At 61.1% G+C, this 16,091-nt stretch carries 13 protein-coding genes; 12 read left to right on the top strand and 1 reads right to left on the bottom strand.

The window, feature by feature from the left end; all coding sequences use genetic code 11:
• The first annotated feature begins 78 nt into the window (after positions 1 to 78).
• From CFII68_RS25055 to CFII68_RS25065, 3 genes are all read left to right on the top strand, one after another.
• Positions 79 to 1,128 (top strand): type III polyketide synthase, encoded by a 1,050-nt coding sequence (locus tag CFII68_RS25055; RefSeq protein WP_018600483.1) that lies wholly within the window; start codon positions 79 to 81, stop codon positions 1,126 to 1,128.
• Positions 1,129 to 1,259: 131 nt separating this feature from the next.
• Positions 1,260 to 2,525, top strand: a complete 1,266-nt coding sequence (locus CFII68_RS25060; protein WP_018600481.1) for an MFS transporter — start codon at positions 1,260 to 1,262, stop codon at positions 2,523 to 2,525.
• Positions 2,525 to 3,448, top strand: coding sequence for a hypothetical protein (locus CFII68_RS25065; RefSeq protein ID WP_018600479.1), 924 nt, complete (start codon positions 2,525 to 2,527; stop codon positions 3,446 to 3,448). Before CFII68_RS25060 ends, CFII68_RS25065 begins: the two co-directional genes overlap by 1 nt.
• A 56-nt stretch (positions 3,449 to 3,504) precedes the next feature.
• Here the strand turns inward: CFII68_RS25065 and CFII68_RS25070 are convergent, their stop codons facing one another.
• Complete coding sequence (locus CFII68_RS25070; protein ID WP_033062328.1) at positions 3,505 to 5,721, bottom strand: TonB-dependent siderophore receptor; 2,217 nt, start codon at positions 5,719 to 5,721, stop codon at positions 3,505 to 3,507.
• Positions 5,722 to 5,966: 245 nt separating this feature from the next.
• Here CFII68_RS25070 and CFII68_RS25075 point away from each other — a divergent pair, with 245 nt between their 5' ends.
• From CFII68_RS25075 to CFII68_RS25115, 9 genes are all read left to right on the top strand, one after another.
• Positions 5,967 to 7,193: an MFS transporter gene (locus CFII68_RS25075; protein ID WP_018600475.1), complete on the top strand. Its 1,227-nt coding sequence runs from the start codon at positions 5,967 to 5,969 to the stop codon at positions 7,191 to 7,193.
• An 85-nt stretch (positions 7,194 to 7,278) separates the two neighbouring features.
• On the top strand, positions 7,279 to 7,794 hold the full coding sequence (locus CFII68_RS25080) for a sigma-70 family RNA polymerase sigma factor (protein WP_018600473.1): 516 nt from the start codon (positions 7,279 to 7,281) through the stop codon (positions 7,792 to 7,794).
• Positions 7,795 to 8,772 carry a FecR domain-containing protein gene (locus CFII68_RS25085; RefSeq protein WP_018600472.1) on the top strand — a complete coding sequence of 326 codons (978 nt, stop codon included), beginning with the start codon at positions 7,795 to 7,797 and terminating at the stop codon, positions 8,770 to 8,772. It abuts the gene before it with no gap.
• A 99-nt stretch (positions 8,773 to 8,871) separates the two neighbouring features.
• A complete protein-coding gene (locus CFII68_RS25090) occupies positions 8,872 to 11,283 on the top strand; it encodes a TonB-dependent receptor (RefSeq protein ID WP_018600470.1) in 2,412 nt (803 codons plus the stop codon).
• Positions 11,284 to 11,347: 64 nt separating this feature from the next.
• Positions 11,348 to 12,532 (top strand): ABC transporter substrate-binding protein, encoded by a 1,185-nt coding sequence (locus tag CFII68_RS25095; RefSeq protein ID WP_018600468.1) that lies wholly within the window; start codon positions 11,348 to 11,350, stop codon positions 12,530 to 12,532.
• Positions 12,529 to 13,590, top strand: a complete 1,062-nt coding sequence (locus CFII68_RS25100) for an iron ABC transporter permease (RefSeq protein WP_018600467.1) — start codon at positions 12,529 to 12,531, stop codon at positions 13,588 to 13,590. Before CFII68_RS25095 ends, CFII68_RS25100 begins: the two co-directional genes overlap by 4 nt.
• Positions 13,584 to 14,339, top strand: a complete 756-nt coding sequence (locus CFII68_RS25105) for an ABC transporter ATP-binding protein (protein ID WP_018600465.1) — start codon at positions 13,584 to 13,586, stop codon at positions 14,337 to 14,339. The genes CFII68_RS25100 and CFII68_RS25105 overlap by 7 nt, the downstream gene beginning before the upstream one ends.
• Before the next feature lie 260 nt (positions 14,340 to 14,599).
• Positions 14,600 to 15,397, top strand: coding sequence for a MipA/OmpV family protein (locus tag CFII68_RS25110; RefSeq protein ID WP_018600463.1), 798 nt, complete (start codon positions 14,600 to 14,602; stop codon positions 15,395 to 15,397).
• Complete coding sequence (locus tag CFII68_RS25115) at positions 15,397 to 16,083, top strand: response regulator transcription factor (protein ID WP_018600461.1); 687 nt, start codon at positions 15,397 to 15,399, stop codon at positions 16,081 to 16,083. Before CFII68_RS25110 ends, CFII68_RS25115 begins: the two co-directional genes overlap by 1 nt.
• Positions 16,084 to 16,091: the final 8 nt, after the last annotated feature.

Raw genomic sequence — 16,091 nt, 5'->3', positions numbered from 1 at the left:
TGTCTTTCAGAGTCCTGCTTTGCAGTCATTGCCTTAAATGTGCTTCTAACTTTATTGGCTTCTAGCCGAGGACTTGTCATGTCTACTCTTTGCAAACCCAGTCTGTTGTTTCCGCAATACAAGATCACCCAGCAACAAATGATCGAGCATCTGGAGCAGTTGCATGATGATCATCCACGAATGGCACTTGCCAAACGAATGATTCAAAACACACAGGTCAACGAACGGCACTTGGTCCTGCCTATCGATGAACTGGCGGTGCATACCGGCTTTACCCATCGCAGCATCGTTTATGAGCGCGAAGCCCGCCGCATGTCGTCCATCGCGGCGCGCCAAGCCATTGAGAATGCCGGGCTGACCACCGACGACATTCGCATGGTCGCGGTGACATCGTGCACGGGTTTCATGATGCCTTCGCTGACGGCCCACCTGATCAATGACCTGGGCCTGCGAACGTCGACCGTACAACTGCCCATCGCTCAATTGGGCTGCGTGGCAGGCGCTGCGGCGATCAATCGAGCCAATGATTTTGCCAGCCGGGCGCCGGACAACCATGTCCTCATCGTCTCCCTGGAGTTCTCATCGCTCTGCTATCAACCCCAGGACACCAAGTTGCACGCGTTCATATCGGCGGCGTTATTCGGCGATGCCGTATCGGCCTGCGTCATGCGCGCCGATGACAAGGCACCTGGTTTCAAGATCGCCAAGACCGGGTCTTACTTCCTGCCTGATAGCGAGCACTACATCAAATACGACGTTAAGGACAGTGGCTTTCACTTTACCTTGGACAAAGCCGTCATGAACTCCATTAAAGATGTCGCACCGATGATGGAGGAATTGAACTACGAGGCCTTCAATCAACATTGCGCCCAAAATGACTTTTTCATCTTCCATACCGGCGGACGGAAAATTCTTGATGAACTGGTCCTGCAACTGGACCTGCATCCCGGTCGGGTCGCGCAGTCTCGCGACAGCTTGAGCGAAGCCGGGAACATCGCCAGCGTGGTGGTCTTCGATGTGCTCAAGCGCCAGTTTGACAGCGGGCTTGTCGATGGCGCGACAGGCATGCTGGCGGCCTTCGGCCCCGGTTTCACCGCGGAAATGGCCGTGGGCAAGTGGGTCGCCTGACAGCCCCGTAAAACACCGGCACCCAGCCAGGGGCACACCTGCCCCTGACTGCAGGCGTATCGATCGCAGGCGTTCACCTTGCTCGAGAGGGCTTCGAAAGCACTAGGGAAAGAAGGGGAAGGAACATGGAGATGAAATATCTGGTCGCTCGACCTTGGGGCGGCTATGAAAGACGCATGATCACGCTTCTGTCGCTGAGCTTCGGGCTGGTAGGACTGGACAGGTTCATTATCATGCCGCTGTTCCCGGTGATCATGCGTGACTTGGCCCTGGACTATCAGGACTTGAGCATGCTGTCAGCCATCCTGGCATTTGCATGGGGAGGCTCTGCCCTGTTCATGGGCGCCGCCATCAGGGTACTGGGCCCCAAGAAGTTGCTGGTGCTGTCGATCACCCTGCTATCGCTCCTGGCCGGTGCGTCTGCATTGATCACCAGCCTGATGGGCCTGGTGCTCTTGCGCGCCTTGATGGGTGTCTGTGAAGGTGCCTTCACTCCAGTCAGTATCATTGTCACCGATGAAGTCTCGCAGCCTTCCCGGCGCGGACTCAATCTAGGGATTCAACAGGCCTTGTTCCCCATCATCGGCCTGTGCCTCGGGCCGCTGCTGGCGGGCGTCTTGCTGGAAATATTCGGATCCTGGCGCGCCGTGTTCGCCATCATTTCGTTACCCGGCCTGTTAGTGGCCTGGTACCTCTATAGAACCTACCAACCGACCCAGGCGCCCAGCGCGGTGTCGATTGCACGCACCTCCAAAAGTCAGTGGAGGACGGCCCTGTCCAGCGGGAATGTGCGGCTCAATATTGCCTTGATGCTTTGCATACTGACGTGCCAGTTCGTTCTGTGTGCCCTGCTCCCCAGCTACCTGACAGACATTCTGCACCTGAGCAATTTCTCCATGGCCATGATCATTTCTGCAATTGGCCTGGGTGGTTTTTTTGGCCAGTTGGTCATTCCCGGCTTGTCCGACCAACTGGGTCGCAAGCCCGTGGTTTCCATCTGTTTCATGATCAGCGCGCTGTTAGTGGGTTTATTGATCATCAGCCCACCGTTGCCCTGGCTACTGTTCCTTCAATTATTTTTCTTGTCCTTTATCAACTTCAGCCTGATCTGCATGACGGTCGGTCCACTGACCAGCGAATCAGTGCCGCCCAGTCTATTGGCCACCGCGACGGGCCTGGTGGTGGGCTGCGGAGAGATTCTTGGAGGGGGCGTCGCGCCTGTCGTCGCCGGCTACATCGCCATGACGTGGGGGCTCACCGCAATTCTGTTCCTGGCACTGGCCGGAAGTATCACGGGGGGCTTGCTGTCCTTACGGCTCAAAGAGGCAAACCCGGCGTTCAACGGACTCAAGGACTACGCCCCCCTGTCCGCACGCTTGACCCTGGAGGATAAGTGATGACCCATTATGTAATGTTGCTGGACTCTCCAGTGCCGCGAGGAGGCCTTGGCGTATTTGACTTCAAGTCCGGGCAAAGCCGGGAGGTGCGTCCACCCCAGGGAAATCTGTATGAAGCCCTGGCCCATTGCGCGGATCGGAATATGGACTGGGAGTCCTATCTCAAGGACCTACCGTCCACACCCTACCCGCTTACGCCTGCGGCGGTGAAATACCGACCACCGCTCAAACCCGATAACAACTTATTGGTCCAGATCAGCGAAATCACCCTCTGTACCGCCAAGACAGAACAAGCCTGGTATTACAAAGGTAACGGCCGACTGCTCAAGACCGACGGCGACCCTTTGCAGGTGCCTTATCATTCGCAAAGCATCAGTAGCGAACCGTGCATTGTCTGCCTTTATTGGGTCGACCCGTTTGGTGCGCTGCGCTTCATTGGTTTTACCCTGGGCAACGATATTCACGATCATGTATTGCACAGTCGTGACGCCATTTCTTCAACGCATGCGCACTTGCGTACCTGTGCGATTGCCCCGGCATTGATCGTGGGGGAATTGCAGGCTGACTTGGCCATCAATGTCCAGATAGAACGCGACGGCCAACCTTTGACGGCAAGTCACCACCGGATGAGTTTGCATCGCTGGCAGAGTTTGCGCCGATACTCAGAGGAGTTCCTGGAGAAACATGAGCAGTTTCTCGAGCCTGGGCTGGTTCATTACGTGTTTCACAGCTTGAGCCATCGCACCGCGAATGTGCCGCTCCAGCACGGTGACTGGCTCAGCATTGACTGCCCCGAGCTGGAATTGGCCATGAGCAATCAAATCGTCGAAGAGGAATTGGTTTCGCTGGTGCCCTTGCCTGCGCGACGCGCTGCTGACCGTGACGGTATCGACCGGCCCCTGCCTGTGCCGAAAAAGTTCTGATCGATCGCTATAAACGAGGGGGGTGGCCCTTGGTTTGAGCCACCCTTGCCTGCTTCTTAAAAATCGACCGTGGCCGACAGCTGCAATGTGCGCGGAGAACCGGGAGAGAACGCCCCATACGAGGCGACACCCGACCAGTATTCGCGATCAAAGACGTTTTGAACCGTGGCTCGGAAAGTCGTAGGCCGACCTTCGATCTTGGTGGCGTAGCGAGCCCCCGCATCAAAGCGAGTCCAGGCATCCAGCTCCTGGGTATTGGCCTGGTTCACGTATTGGCTGCCGGTATAAATCGCACCACTGGTGAGAGTAAAGCCCTCCATCCACGGGGTGTCCCATTCCGCCCACAGGTTGGCTTGTACCTCAGGCACGCCCACCGGTTTATTGCCACGGTTGGCCGCGGTGGCGGAATCCGTCAGTTCGCCGTCGAGCAGTGTGACTCCGCCCATCAGGCGTGTGCCGGGGGCCACTTCGCCGAATACGCTCAGTTCCACGCCACGGTTGCGCTGTTCGGCCTGCACCGAGAAGACATCGTTCGCGTCGATCTCGCCACTGGGCTTCTCGATCTGGAACAGCGCCAGGGTGGTCATGAAGGTGCCGTGCTCGTACTTGACGCCCATCTCGTGTTGCTTGGATACATAAGGTGCGAACATTTGCCCGGAATTGGTCGCGTTAGCTGGCGCAGCGTCACCCTTACTCAGACCCTCGACATAGTTGTAGTAGAGCGATACGTCTTCCCAGGGTTTGACGACGATACCGAACATCGGCGTGGTTTTGCTTTTGTCGTAAGACGGAGTGAAAACGGCGGTGTTGTAATTTTCCGACTTGACGTTCTGCCGACGCAACCCCAGGGTCAGTTGGACACGGTCATCCAATGCCGACAAGGTGTCGGTCAATGCGAAGCCGGACAACTGCGACTCGGATACGCGCAGCACCCTGGGCGCATTGATGGCTGGCTTGGGCGCGTCCACCGGGTGATAAATGTTCGAGGAGACATTCGGCCCGTTGTTGATGCCCCGGGACAGCTCATCCTGATAAGTGGTCGCCATCAGCGTGGTCGTGTGGGTGATAGGGCCGGTATCAAATATCCCGCGTACCCCCACGTCGGCTGTCGAGCGATCCACGTTGAATTTGTAATATCCCGGCCTGTTGACGATATCGCCGGCACTGTTGAGTATTCGTGGCACCTGGTCTGACATCCGCTTGACGTCCGACCGGCCGCCACCGGCGTGGGCAAACACCGTGACCGCGTCCGTCAGGTCGTATTCACCCCCGAGCAAGGCCGACTGCTCCTGGGTATCCGACCAACCCCATTTTTGCGACGCGTTGGTGCGACCGTCAGGGGCTGACGGAATCTCAACATTGGAGTTGAACGGCCGTGAGGCGCCTTCGAAACTTTCTTTCTGGCTGATGAAATCGAGGTTCAAACGCAAACGCTCGCCGCGATAATCGAAGGCGATCGCGCCGATGTTGAGTTCGCGTTCCTGGTCATCGACGGCCGTGTCGCCGCCCTGGAGGCTGCCGTTGAAGCGCACCCCGAACTGGTTTTCCGAGCCGAATCGACGGCTGACGTCCAGGTGTCCGCCCACGTAGGAATCAGACGCATAACTGCCAGTAAAGCGCGTCAGGTCTTCGTCCAACGGCCGCTTGGGAACGATATTGATCACCCCGCCCACCCCGCTGTTCGGCGACATGCCATACATCAGCGCGCCCGGCCCCTTGAGCACTTCGACCCGTTCGGCGTAGTCGGTAAACACCCGGTAGTTGGGCGCCACGCCGTATACGCCATCGTAGGCCAGCTCGCCGAGGTTACCCTCGCCGATTGGAAAACCACGAATGAAAAACGAGTCGACGATGCCGCCCACCTGGCCCGTCGAGCGCACCGAAGGGTCTCGCTGCAAGGCATCGGCCACGGTCACGGTTTGCAGGTCGGCCAGGGTCTTGGCGGTGTAGCTGGTCACGCTGAACGGTGTGTCCATCACGTCCTTGTTGCCCATCATCCCCAAGCGCGCGCCGCGTGCCACTTGACCACCGGCCAACACGGGTGGCAGTGCACCTGGGCTGTTGTCGGTACCGGTGATAGTGGTCGCATCGAGGGTCAAGCCTTGCCCGTTGCCGACCACCGCAGCGTTCGAGATTTTATCGGCGGCGGGCTCCTGCTCGGGGGTTGCCGCCCAGGCGGTGGCGCTTCCTGCGACCAGAACGAAACTCAGCATGGCGGTACGAATCGCGACGGATAACGCAGACTCACCACAAGGTCGACTTGCAACAGACATGGCTTAAGGATCCTTTCCAACGAGAGAAAATGGTAATCACTCCTATTGCCAGTCGACCTGCGGAAAAGTATCACCTCCCAGGGTTTATTTTTTCAGGCTGCGCCAAAGCACTCACGCATACCGACGCTGCAGCGGTATCGACACCTTGCAACCTCTCGTGCAGCCGGGCATCTTGCCGACCCTGTCATCGCCTGCAGCACACGCTGCCCTACCCGCTTGCTGGCGTTTAACCACCGAGGCTGATCATGTCCCACACAGGTGTCGTCCAGGGTTCGAACGTCAGGGTCCTGATTTATCTTCTGTTCGCGATCCAGCTCATCTCCATGGGCGCGATGGAAATGAGCGGGCCATTCTGGCCGGTTCACCTGCGCGGGCTGACGTCCTCGGCGTCGGTTTTCAGCTTCGCCAGCATTGCCGTGTATGTCGGGCCGATGCTGGGCATCCTGCTGACCAGTGCCTTCTGGGGCCGTATCGGTGATCGCTACGGCCATAAGTGGATGATGATCCGCGCCCTGGCAGGCTTGTCGCTGACCCAGCTCGGGCTGGCGCTGTGCAGCGATATCTGGATCATTCTGGTCCTGCGCTTCTTGCAGGGCGCCTTTGCCGGATATATCGCCCCGGCGCAGGCCTACGGCGTCAGTATCGAAGCCCCATCGCGGCGAGCGCGGCTGTTCGCGATTCTGCAAATATCCACCAATGTCGGCTCATTGCTCGGCGCAGTAGTCGGGGGGCTGATCCTCGACTACGCGACGTTCTTCTGGATCAACCTCACCGCCTCGGCGTTGTGCGCAGCGTGCACGGTGGTGGCCGCCGTGACCTTGCCGGATGTGCCGCCCGTGAAGAAAGTCCCGGCCAGCCTGGCCCCGGCAGCGACGAGCCGTACCGACAGCCCCTGGCAAGGATCACCGTTGCGGTCATTGTTGTGCGTCATGGGCATTCTGTTGTTGGCGCGGATGCTGCCGCAAACGTCATTCGCCTTGTATGTGAGCGCGGTATTCGACGTCAGCAACTCGCTCGTCGGCCTGTGCTACGGCTTGCTGGCGCTGGGTTTCATTCTGTCGGCCACGGCCTGGTCGCGTTATTTCGAGCACCGTACCCAGCAGCAGACCTTGCAGCGCATCCTCTACATCGTGCTCGGTTGTGTCGCCCTGACCGCCCTCGCGGGAGGCACGCGCAACGCCATCGTATTTGTCATGGCCTACTTCATCTGGGGGGTGCTGCTGGGTGCCACCACGCCAGTGCTGATGGCCCTCATTTCGAAATCCGCCGACAGCTCGCGACAAGGCCACGTGCTGGGCATTGCCCAGGGCACCACGCAATTCGCTTCGATCGCGGGCATTTCGATCGGTGGATTGCTCAGCCAGGTCTACGGGTTGCAATACACCTACCTGTTCGTTTGCCTGGCCTATGTGCTGGCGCTGATCCCCGTCATTGCATTGCGTTACGGGCCCGCGAGCCGTCCGCGTAGCTGAAACAGGGTTGCTGAATGCCGCTTGCGTCGCGGGTAAGTTGTCCATTAGCATTGGGAATACTTCTCAATTGCAAAAAGCTGCAGCCATGAGCGAAACCCTGCCCGCGAACAACGACAATCATCTGCGCGTGATCGAAGCGCTGTACGCTGGTCATCATGGCTGGCTGTACGCCACGCTGAAGAAAAAGCTGGGCAACGCCATGGATGCGGCGGACCTGGCGCAAGACACCTTCACGCGCATTCTGGCCTCGCAAGTCACCGCCATTGACCAACCCCGGGCCTACCTGAGCTGCGTGGCCAAGGGCATCCTCGTCAACTGGTATCAGCGCAAGGCACTGGAACGTGCCTACCTGGAGGCGCTCGCGCATTTGCCGGCCCAGGAAGTGCCGTCCCCCGAATTGCGTTTCCTCGTGCTGGAAACCCTGCACGACATCGACGCCATGCTCGACACCCTCCCTGCGCCGGTCAAACGGGCATTCCTGCTGTCGCAGATCGGCGGCCTGAAATACGACGACATCGCCCAGCAGTTGAACGTCTCGCTGATCACGGTCAAACGCTACATGAAGCAGGCGTTCGTGCAATGCCTGATGCTGGTGGACTGAATGCTCACCCGTCGCCATGAGCCACCGCTCGACCCCAAGGTCCTCGAAGAGGCCGCCGAGTGGCTGATGCGCTTGAGTGAACGCGAGCTCAGCGACAGCGAGCGCGCCGAATGGGAGTGCTGGCGAGTCAGCAGCCCCGAGCGCGGCCGGGCCTGGTCCCGCGCGCAGATGTTGCAAAACAAGCTCGGCGGTTTGCCACGCTCGTTGGCGATGTCGGCGCTGGATCGCCCAAGCAGCCCCGAACGGCGCGCGGCCCTCGGCAAACTGGCGTTGCTGCTGGCAGTCGTTCCCGCCGGCTGGGGCAGCTGGAAACTGGCGCAATCGCAGCAATGGTCCGCCGACTACCGCACCGCCATCGGCGAGCGCCGCGAGTTGACCCTGGCCGACGGTTCTCACATCACCCTCAATACCGGCACGGCCATCGACGTCCTGTTCGACACCCAGCAGCGGCTCATCCAGGTGCGTGAAGGGGAAATCCTGGTCCAGACCGCACCGGATGCTTCGCCACAGGCCCGCCCCTTCCTGGTCAGTACCCGCGAGGGTCGGATGCAGGCCTTGGGCACGCGGTTCACCGTTCGCGAACTGCAATCACGCACCCATCTGGCGGTACTCGAAGGCGCTGTGCGGATTGAATTGGCCGATGCGCGCCAGGCCGCGCCGATCATCGTCAACGCCGGGCAGCGCACTGACTTCTCGTCCCAGGCCTTTGGCCGGCTGACCCCGACAGATCGCAACGTCGGCGCCTGGACCCAAGGCATGCTGATGGCCGACAAGATGCGCCTGGCGGATTTCGTCGCCGAGTTGGCGCGCTATCGCCGAGGCTTCGTGCGCTGTGACCCGGCCATCGCCGAGCTGCGTGTTTCCGGTGCGTTTCCTATCAGCGACACCCAACGCACGCTCAACATGCTGGTCCAGACCTACCCGGTTCTCGTCACCGGCCACTTGAGCGGTTACTGGCTGACGCTCACCCCAGCCTGACCCCACAGAAAATAGTTGCTGCGCAGGTGATACTTTTTTTGATCTCGACTGGCAAAGAAAGGAATAACCATTTCATCTCGTCCATAGGGTCATCCATCCATGCTCGTTGCACGGCCCCTGCGTCCGGATCGTCCGTCCAAGCCCGTCATTCGCAGTGTGCTGTTGAGCCTTGCCTTGAACACGCTCATCGGATCGTTCGCCTTGGCCGCCGTGCCTGTGCAACTGGAAGCCATCGCCCCCCGAACCTATGACATAGCCCCCGGGCCGCTCGGCGCCGCCCTGTCGAGCTTTGCGCTGGCCGCCGGCATTGCCTTGTCGTTCCAGCCGTCGATCACCGAAGGCCTGGTCAGCCCGGGACTTTCCGGCACCTACACCGCAGCGCAAGCACTCACGCGCCTGCTGGCCGACAGCGGCGTGGAGATGGTTGCGCGTGACGATGGCAGTTACACCCTGGTGCTGCGCCAGGTGTCCTTGCCGGCGATCAGCGTCGATGCCGCCGGCAGACGCAATACCGGCCTGCCGCCCACCGACGCCAGCGATCAGGTCGCCCGCGGCGCACGCCTCGGCCTGCTGGGCAACGCCGATGTGATGGATGCGCCGTTCAGCGTCAGCAGCTACACCTCGACGATGATCAACGATCAACAGGCGGTCACCGTGGGCGATTTGCTGGAGCGCAATGCTTCGGTGCGCGCCACTGGCCAGGCGGGCGGCATCGTCGACTCGTTCTTCATCCGCGGTTTTCCGCTGGGGGAAGGCAATCTCGGTGAGTTGGCGTTCGACGGTGTGTATGGCGTGGCGTCCAACTACCGGGTGTTCACCGATTACGCCGAGCGCATCGAACTGGTCAAGGGCCCCGCCGCCCTGCTGTATGGCATGTCACCCAACAGCGCCGTGGGCGGTGTGATCAACGTGGTCCCCAAGCGCGCCCTCGACGAGGACCTGACCCGATTCACCAGCCGCTACGCCACGGATTCGCAACTGGGCGGCCACCTCGACGTCAGCCGGCGTTTTGGTGAAGAGCGCCGGTTCGGAATCAGGTTCAACGGCAGCCTGCAGCAGGGCGACACGGCCATCGACAAGCAGTCCCGAGAGGTCGGTACCGGCGCCATCTCCCTGGATTACCAAGGGGATCGCCTGCGCACGAGCCTGGACCTGATCAATCAAAAGGAAGCGTTCGACGCCGCATCGCGGCCCTTCAGGATCGCCCCCGGCGTGCAGATTCCATCGGCCGCCAACGGCCGGACCAGTGTCAGCCAGGATTGGGGCCGCTCCCAAGCCCGGGACAAGTCGGCGTTGCTGAGTGGCGAATATGACCTCAGCGACCAACTGACGCTGTTTGCCCACGCCGGTGGCGGAAAGTCCGAGGTCGAGCGCATGTCCGACCAGACCCCAACCATCATCAACGCGTCCGGCGACACGTCATCAGATCCCGGCTATTACCAATTCAAGGTCCGGCGCTACACCGTCGACGCCGGCGCGCGCCTGGGCTTCGACACCGGGCCGGTCAGCCACCGCGCGGTGCTGCAAGTCAGCCGTTATCGCGACGAGTTGTCCCGGGGCATTATTTCCGGCCCCGTCATCCTCTCGAACATCTATCACCCGATCGACCGGCCCCGGCCCAACCTCGCCGAACCCAACACACCGAAAGTCTCCGAGAGCCAATTGTCAGGCGTCGCCCTCGCCGACACCCTGTCGGTGCTCGATGAGCGCCTGCAAGTCACCCTCGGGCTGCGCAGGCAGAACGTCCAGTCGGAAAACTTCAACACCACCGTTGCCATCCCGTCCTACGACAAAAGCAAAACCACGCCGCTGTTCGGTATCGTTGCCAAGCCCTGGGAGCATGTCGCGCTGTACTACAACTACATCGAAGGCCTGAGCAAGGGCGACATTGCGCCGTCCGCTGCAACCAACGCGGATGAGGTTTTCTCACCCTACATCTCCCGCCAGCAGGAGATCGGAATCAAGCTCGACTACGACCGTTTCATGGCCACGCTGGCGCTGTTCCAGATCAAGAAGCCCAGCGGTGAATTGTCGAACAGGGTGTTTTCGGTCCAGGCCCAGCAACGCAATCGTGGCGTGGAACTGAACCTGTCCGGCGAGGTGGCCCGAGGCACGCGCCTGCTCGGTGGCGTGACGCTGCTCGATGGGGAGCTGACCCGCACCGGCGTGGCCGCCAACCGCGGCAACACACCGGTGGGCGTCCCCAAGGTCCAGGCCAACCTCTGGGCCGAGTGGGACACCCCGGGCATTGAAGGGCTGACGCTGACCAGCGGCGCGATCTACACCGCCAGCCAGTACGTCGACCAGGCCAACACCCAGGCACTGGATGCCTGGACCCGCTTCGATGTCGGCGCCCGCTATGCCACGCGCATCGCCGAGCGGCCCACGACTTTTCGCGCCACGGTACAGAACGTGTTTGACCGCGCCTACTGGTCAGGGGTCGCCTCCTATGGTGCGTTTTCCCAAGGCGCACCGCGCACGCTGCTGTTGTCCGCCACCGTTGATTTCTGAAACCCGCGGGCCGGGCTGGCGGTTTGCGCCGTTGTCCCGGTCGGCTTCTGTAAAGGCCTGAACCATGGTTACCGTTTTGCGTCATCACACGCTCGCCACCCTGCTGTTCGCCGGGTGGCTCGGCTTGTCGTTGCTTTCCCTGGCGCCACGCAACGCTGTCGCCGCCGAGGCGGATCCAGCCCTGGGCAGCGTGACCGACCTGCTCGGGCGCCAGGTCAAGGTCCACCTTCCGGTCCGGCGGGTGATCCTCGGCGAAGGCCGCCAGTTGTACCTGGTCGCGGCGCTGGACACACAAAACCCCATCGAACGCATCGTCGGTTGGCGCAAGGACCTGATCCAGTCCGATCCGGACACCTACAGCGCCTACCTGCGCGCATTTCCCGCCATCGCCAGGATTCCGACCTTCGGCGGGTTCGAGGACGGCACCTTTGACATCGAGCAGGCGATCTCCCAGCGTCCGGATGTGATCATCCTCAATATCGAAGCCCAGCACGCCACCGAGGATGCGCGCTACATCGAGAAGCTCGACGCCTTGGGCATCCCGGTGGTCTACGTCGACTTTCGCAACAACCCGATGCAGAACACCGAGCCGACCATGCGCCTGTTCGGCCAACTGTTCGGCAAACAAGCCCGTGCCGAGGCCTTCATCGAGTTTCGCAACCAACAGATTCGGCGGGTCACCGACGTCATTGAAGCGCACCACCCCGCCCGGCCAAAGGTCTTCATCGAGCGCATCGGCGGTTACACCGATGATTGCTGCCTGAGTTTTGGCAACGAGAACTTCGGCCTGTTCGTCGAAATGGCCGGGGGCGACAATATCGCCAAAGGCATCATCCCCACCACGTTCGGCCAGTTGAATGCCGAGCAAGTGCTGGTCGCCAACCCGGCGCAGGTGGTGGTCACCAGTGCCAACTGGGAAGCCTTTGCCCCCGGTGGCCATTGGGTCGGCGTCGGCCCGGGCGCAGACATGGCCCAAGCCAGGAAAAAACTGGCGTGGTACACCCAACGACCGGCCTATGCCGGCATCAAGGCCCAGGACGACCAGGCTTTCCATGCCATTTGGCACCAGTTCTACAACAGCCCCTATCAGTTCGTGGCCATCCAGCAATTGGCCAAATGGTTTCACCCGTCGTTGTTTGCCGACCTGGATCCGGATGCCGCGTTCCGCCAACTGCATGAGCAGTTCTTGCCGGTCCCTTATGAGCCGGGCTACGCCGTCAGCCTGCGCCCGGCAGAGGTCACGCCATGAGCTCGCTGAACGAAGCCCTGGTGGTTCAACGCGACACCTACCGGCGCCTGGTGCTGCGCAAGCGCCTCATCCTCGGTGGGCTCGCGCTGCTGCTGATCTGCAGCGTCCTGCTGGATCTGGCCCTCGGGCCGGCGCGCTACAGCCTCGACGAAGTGCTCGGTGCACTGTTTTCGCCAGCCAACGCATCGCCTCAGGTGCGTGTGGTGATGTGGGACATCCGTTTGCCCGTGGCGCTGATGGCCGTTGCGGTCGGCGCCGCGTTGTCGCTGGCCGGCGCGCAGATGCAGACGATCCTCAACAACCCGCTGGCCAGCCCGTTCACCCTGGGCATTTCCGCCGCCGCCAGTTTCGGTGCAGCCATGGGACTGGCGTTTGGCGTGGCGTTGTTCCCGCTGGCGGCACAGTACATGGTGCCGGTGAACGCGTTCATCATGGCCATGTTGTCGGCCTTGCTGATCCACTTCCTGAGCCTGCGCCGCGGTGTCAGCGCCGAGACCATCGTCCTGCTCGGCATCGCCCTGGTGTTCACCTTCAACGCGCTGTTGGCACTGGTGCAATTCTTCGCCACCGAACAAGCCGTGGCCGCCGTGGTGTTCTGGACAATGGGCAGCCTGACCAAAGCCACCTGGCCCAAGCTCGGGGTGATCTGCCTGGTGATCCTGGTCACCCTGCCGATTTTCGCCCGGCGCGCCTGGGCTTTGACCGCGCTGCGCCTGGGGGATGACAAGGCCGCGAGTTTCGGCATCAACGTGCGCAGCCTACGCTTTCAGACGCTGATCATGGTCAGCCTGCTCGCCTCATTCCCGGTGGCCTTTGTCGGCACCATCGGCTTCATCGGGCTGGTCGGCCCGCACATCGCGCGAATGCTGATCGGTGAAGACCAGCGGTTCTTCCTGCCAGCGTCTTTGTTGACCGGCGCATTGATTCTGTCCGCCAGTTCGGTGATCAGCAAAACCCTGATCCCCGGCGCCATTTTCCCCATCGGCGTGGTCACGTCGCTGATCGGCGTGCCCTTCTTCATTTCCTTGATTCTCGGCGGGAAGAAAAACTCATGGTGACGATCCAGCTGGAGAACCTCGGTGCCCGCTACGGCCAGCGCACGATCATTCACGGTGTGACCACGGCAGCCTTTGTCGGCGGCCAGGTGGTGGCGGTGGTCGGCCCCAACGCAGCGGGCAAATCCACCTTGTTCAAACGCATGGCCGGATTGATCGAAGGCCCCGGACAGGTCCTCTTGCAGGGTTCGAAAAAGGGGCCGCAAGGCATTAGCTACATGCCTCAGGGCTTGAACGCCAGCGCCCGGTTGACGGTGTACGAATCGGTCCTGCTGGCGCGCAAACAACTCACGCCGGGCTGGGCCGTCCATGATGATGAGCTGAAGCTGGTGGACGACATTCTCGCCGCGCTGGGCATCACCGAATTGTCGTTCCGCAACCTCGGTGAACTCAGTGGCGGGCAGCAACAACTGGTGTCGATCGCCCAGACCTTGGTGCGCGAACCGGAAATCCTGCTGATGGATGAACCGACCAGCGCCCTGGACATGCACCGGCAGGTCCAGGTGCTGGGCTTCATGCGGGCCCTGGCGCGCAAGCGCCAAGTCATTGTGTTCATCGCCATCCATGACCTGAACCAGGCGCTGCGCTTTGCCGACCAGGTACTGGTGATTGCCGACGGTACCGCCCAGGGCAGCGGCCCGAGCGCGGAGGTGATTACCGAGTCGATGCTTCGCCAGGTCTACAAGGTCGAGGCGCGGATCGAACGATGCAGCCGCGGACAGCACCACATCCTGATCGACGATATCGTTTGAGCGCAGACCCGTGGTCAGAGCTTGCTCGCGCTGCTGTAGGAGCTGGCGAAGCCTGCGATCTTTTGGTTTTGATCTTTCGCTTGCGACTCAATTGTCTGGGACAAGATCGCAGCCTCGTTGCACTCGACAGCTCCTACACAGCTCCTACAACGGCCGAGCGGGAGCAATCTCTGGCTTTCGACAGATAACCGTAAGCATCCAGTAAGGGAAAACGCTCAACGATAGGCGCGCACTTCATCCTATTCCGTTGGAGCCCCCCAATGCATTTGCTGCGCTTAGCCGTTTCGACAATCCCGAGTGTGTTCCTGCTCGCCGTGGCCACTTCAGCGCTGGCCGCACAGGCGACCGAGTCTGATAAGGCCGAACCGTCTTCGTCCTGGGGACTGGGGGTCGGCGCAATCAGCAGCCAGCAGCCCTATACCGGCATCGATCGTGACAACAAGGCGATACCGCTGATCTACTTCGAGAACGAATACCTGCGGGTGTTCGGTCCAAACGCCGAGGTCAAGCTGTCCCAACTCGAGATCGGCGACACCCAGCAAATCGATTTCAGCCTCATGGGCCAGTACGACTTCAGTGGCTACGACGCTGACGACGCGCGGGTCTTCGATGGCATGAGCGACCGCAAAAGTGGCTTCTGGGCGGGGGCCAAAGTGGAGTGGCACACCGGTCTGGTGGACGTGCGCGCCGAGTGGCTCTCGGACCTGTCGGGCAACAGCAAGGGGCAGCGCTTCAACGTGGGCCTGGAGCGAACCTGGCGGCTCGACGACCACATCACCCTCACGCCCCATGTGACGGCGATGTGGCAGGACAAAAAATACGTCGATTATTATTTTGGCGTGCGCGACAGTGAGGCCCGCATCGATCGTGCGGCCTATGATGGCAAGTCCGCCCTCAATACCGAATTTGGCGTCCGGGGAAACTACATGTTCGATAAACACCACTCTCTGTTCCTCGATATCAAAGCGACGAGCCTCGCCAGTGAGATCAAGGACAGCCCACTGGTAGACAGCTCTACCGAAAACAGCGCGCTGTTCGGCTACCTGTACCGTTTCTGATGAGCCGCATTCTGCTGGTCGAGGACCACGAACGATTGGCGCACCTGGTCTGCACGGGCCTGGCGAATGCAGGGATCGCCGTCGATGTGATCAACCGCATGGATGGCGCGTGGGCGGCCATCCAGCGTGTGCCCTACCAGGCGCTGATCCTCGATCGCGGTTTGCCGGACGGCGACGGGCTCGTCTTGTTGAAGCGTCTGCGCAGCGCCGGGCTTGGCATCCCTTGCCTGGTGCTCACGGCGCGGGATGCCCTGCATGATCGGGTACAGGGGCTCGATGCCGGCGCGGATGACTATCTGCCCAAGCCGTTCGCCATGGATGAAATGGTCGCGCGCGTGCGAGCGTTGCTGCGACGCCCCGTGGACTGTCGCCCACTGGCGCCCAGCCATGGCGACCTGAGCCTGCAACCCGACACCGGCAGCATGTGCTGTGCCAATGAAAGCATTGCCCTGGCACCGGCGGAAATGCAGATCATGTTGCTGCTGTTGCGCAAACCTGGGGAGGTCGTCCGCCGTCAGACGATAGAGGCAGCAGGCTGGGGCTTGAGCGAGGCGGTCACGCCGAACGCCCTGGACGTGGCCCTTCACCGTATCCGCCGCAAGCTGCTTGCCATCGGCTCCCGCCAACGCATTGTCAACTTGCGAGGTCTTGGTTATGCGCTGCGCCAGGTCGACGTGGCTGAGTAGCCTCAGAT

The organism is Pseudomonas sp. CFII68 (assembly GCF_000416195.1).
Lineage (GTDB): Bacteria > Pseudomonadota > Gammaproteobacteria > Pseudomonadales > Pseudomonadaceae > Aquipseudomonas > Aquipseudomonas kilonensis.
The sequence above is the reverse complement of the archived record's forward strand: the minus strand, read 5'-3'. Positions and strand labels throughout refer to the sequence as shown.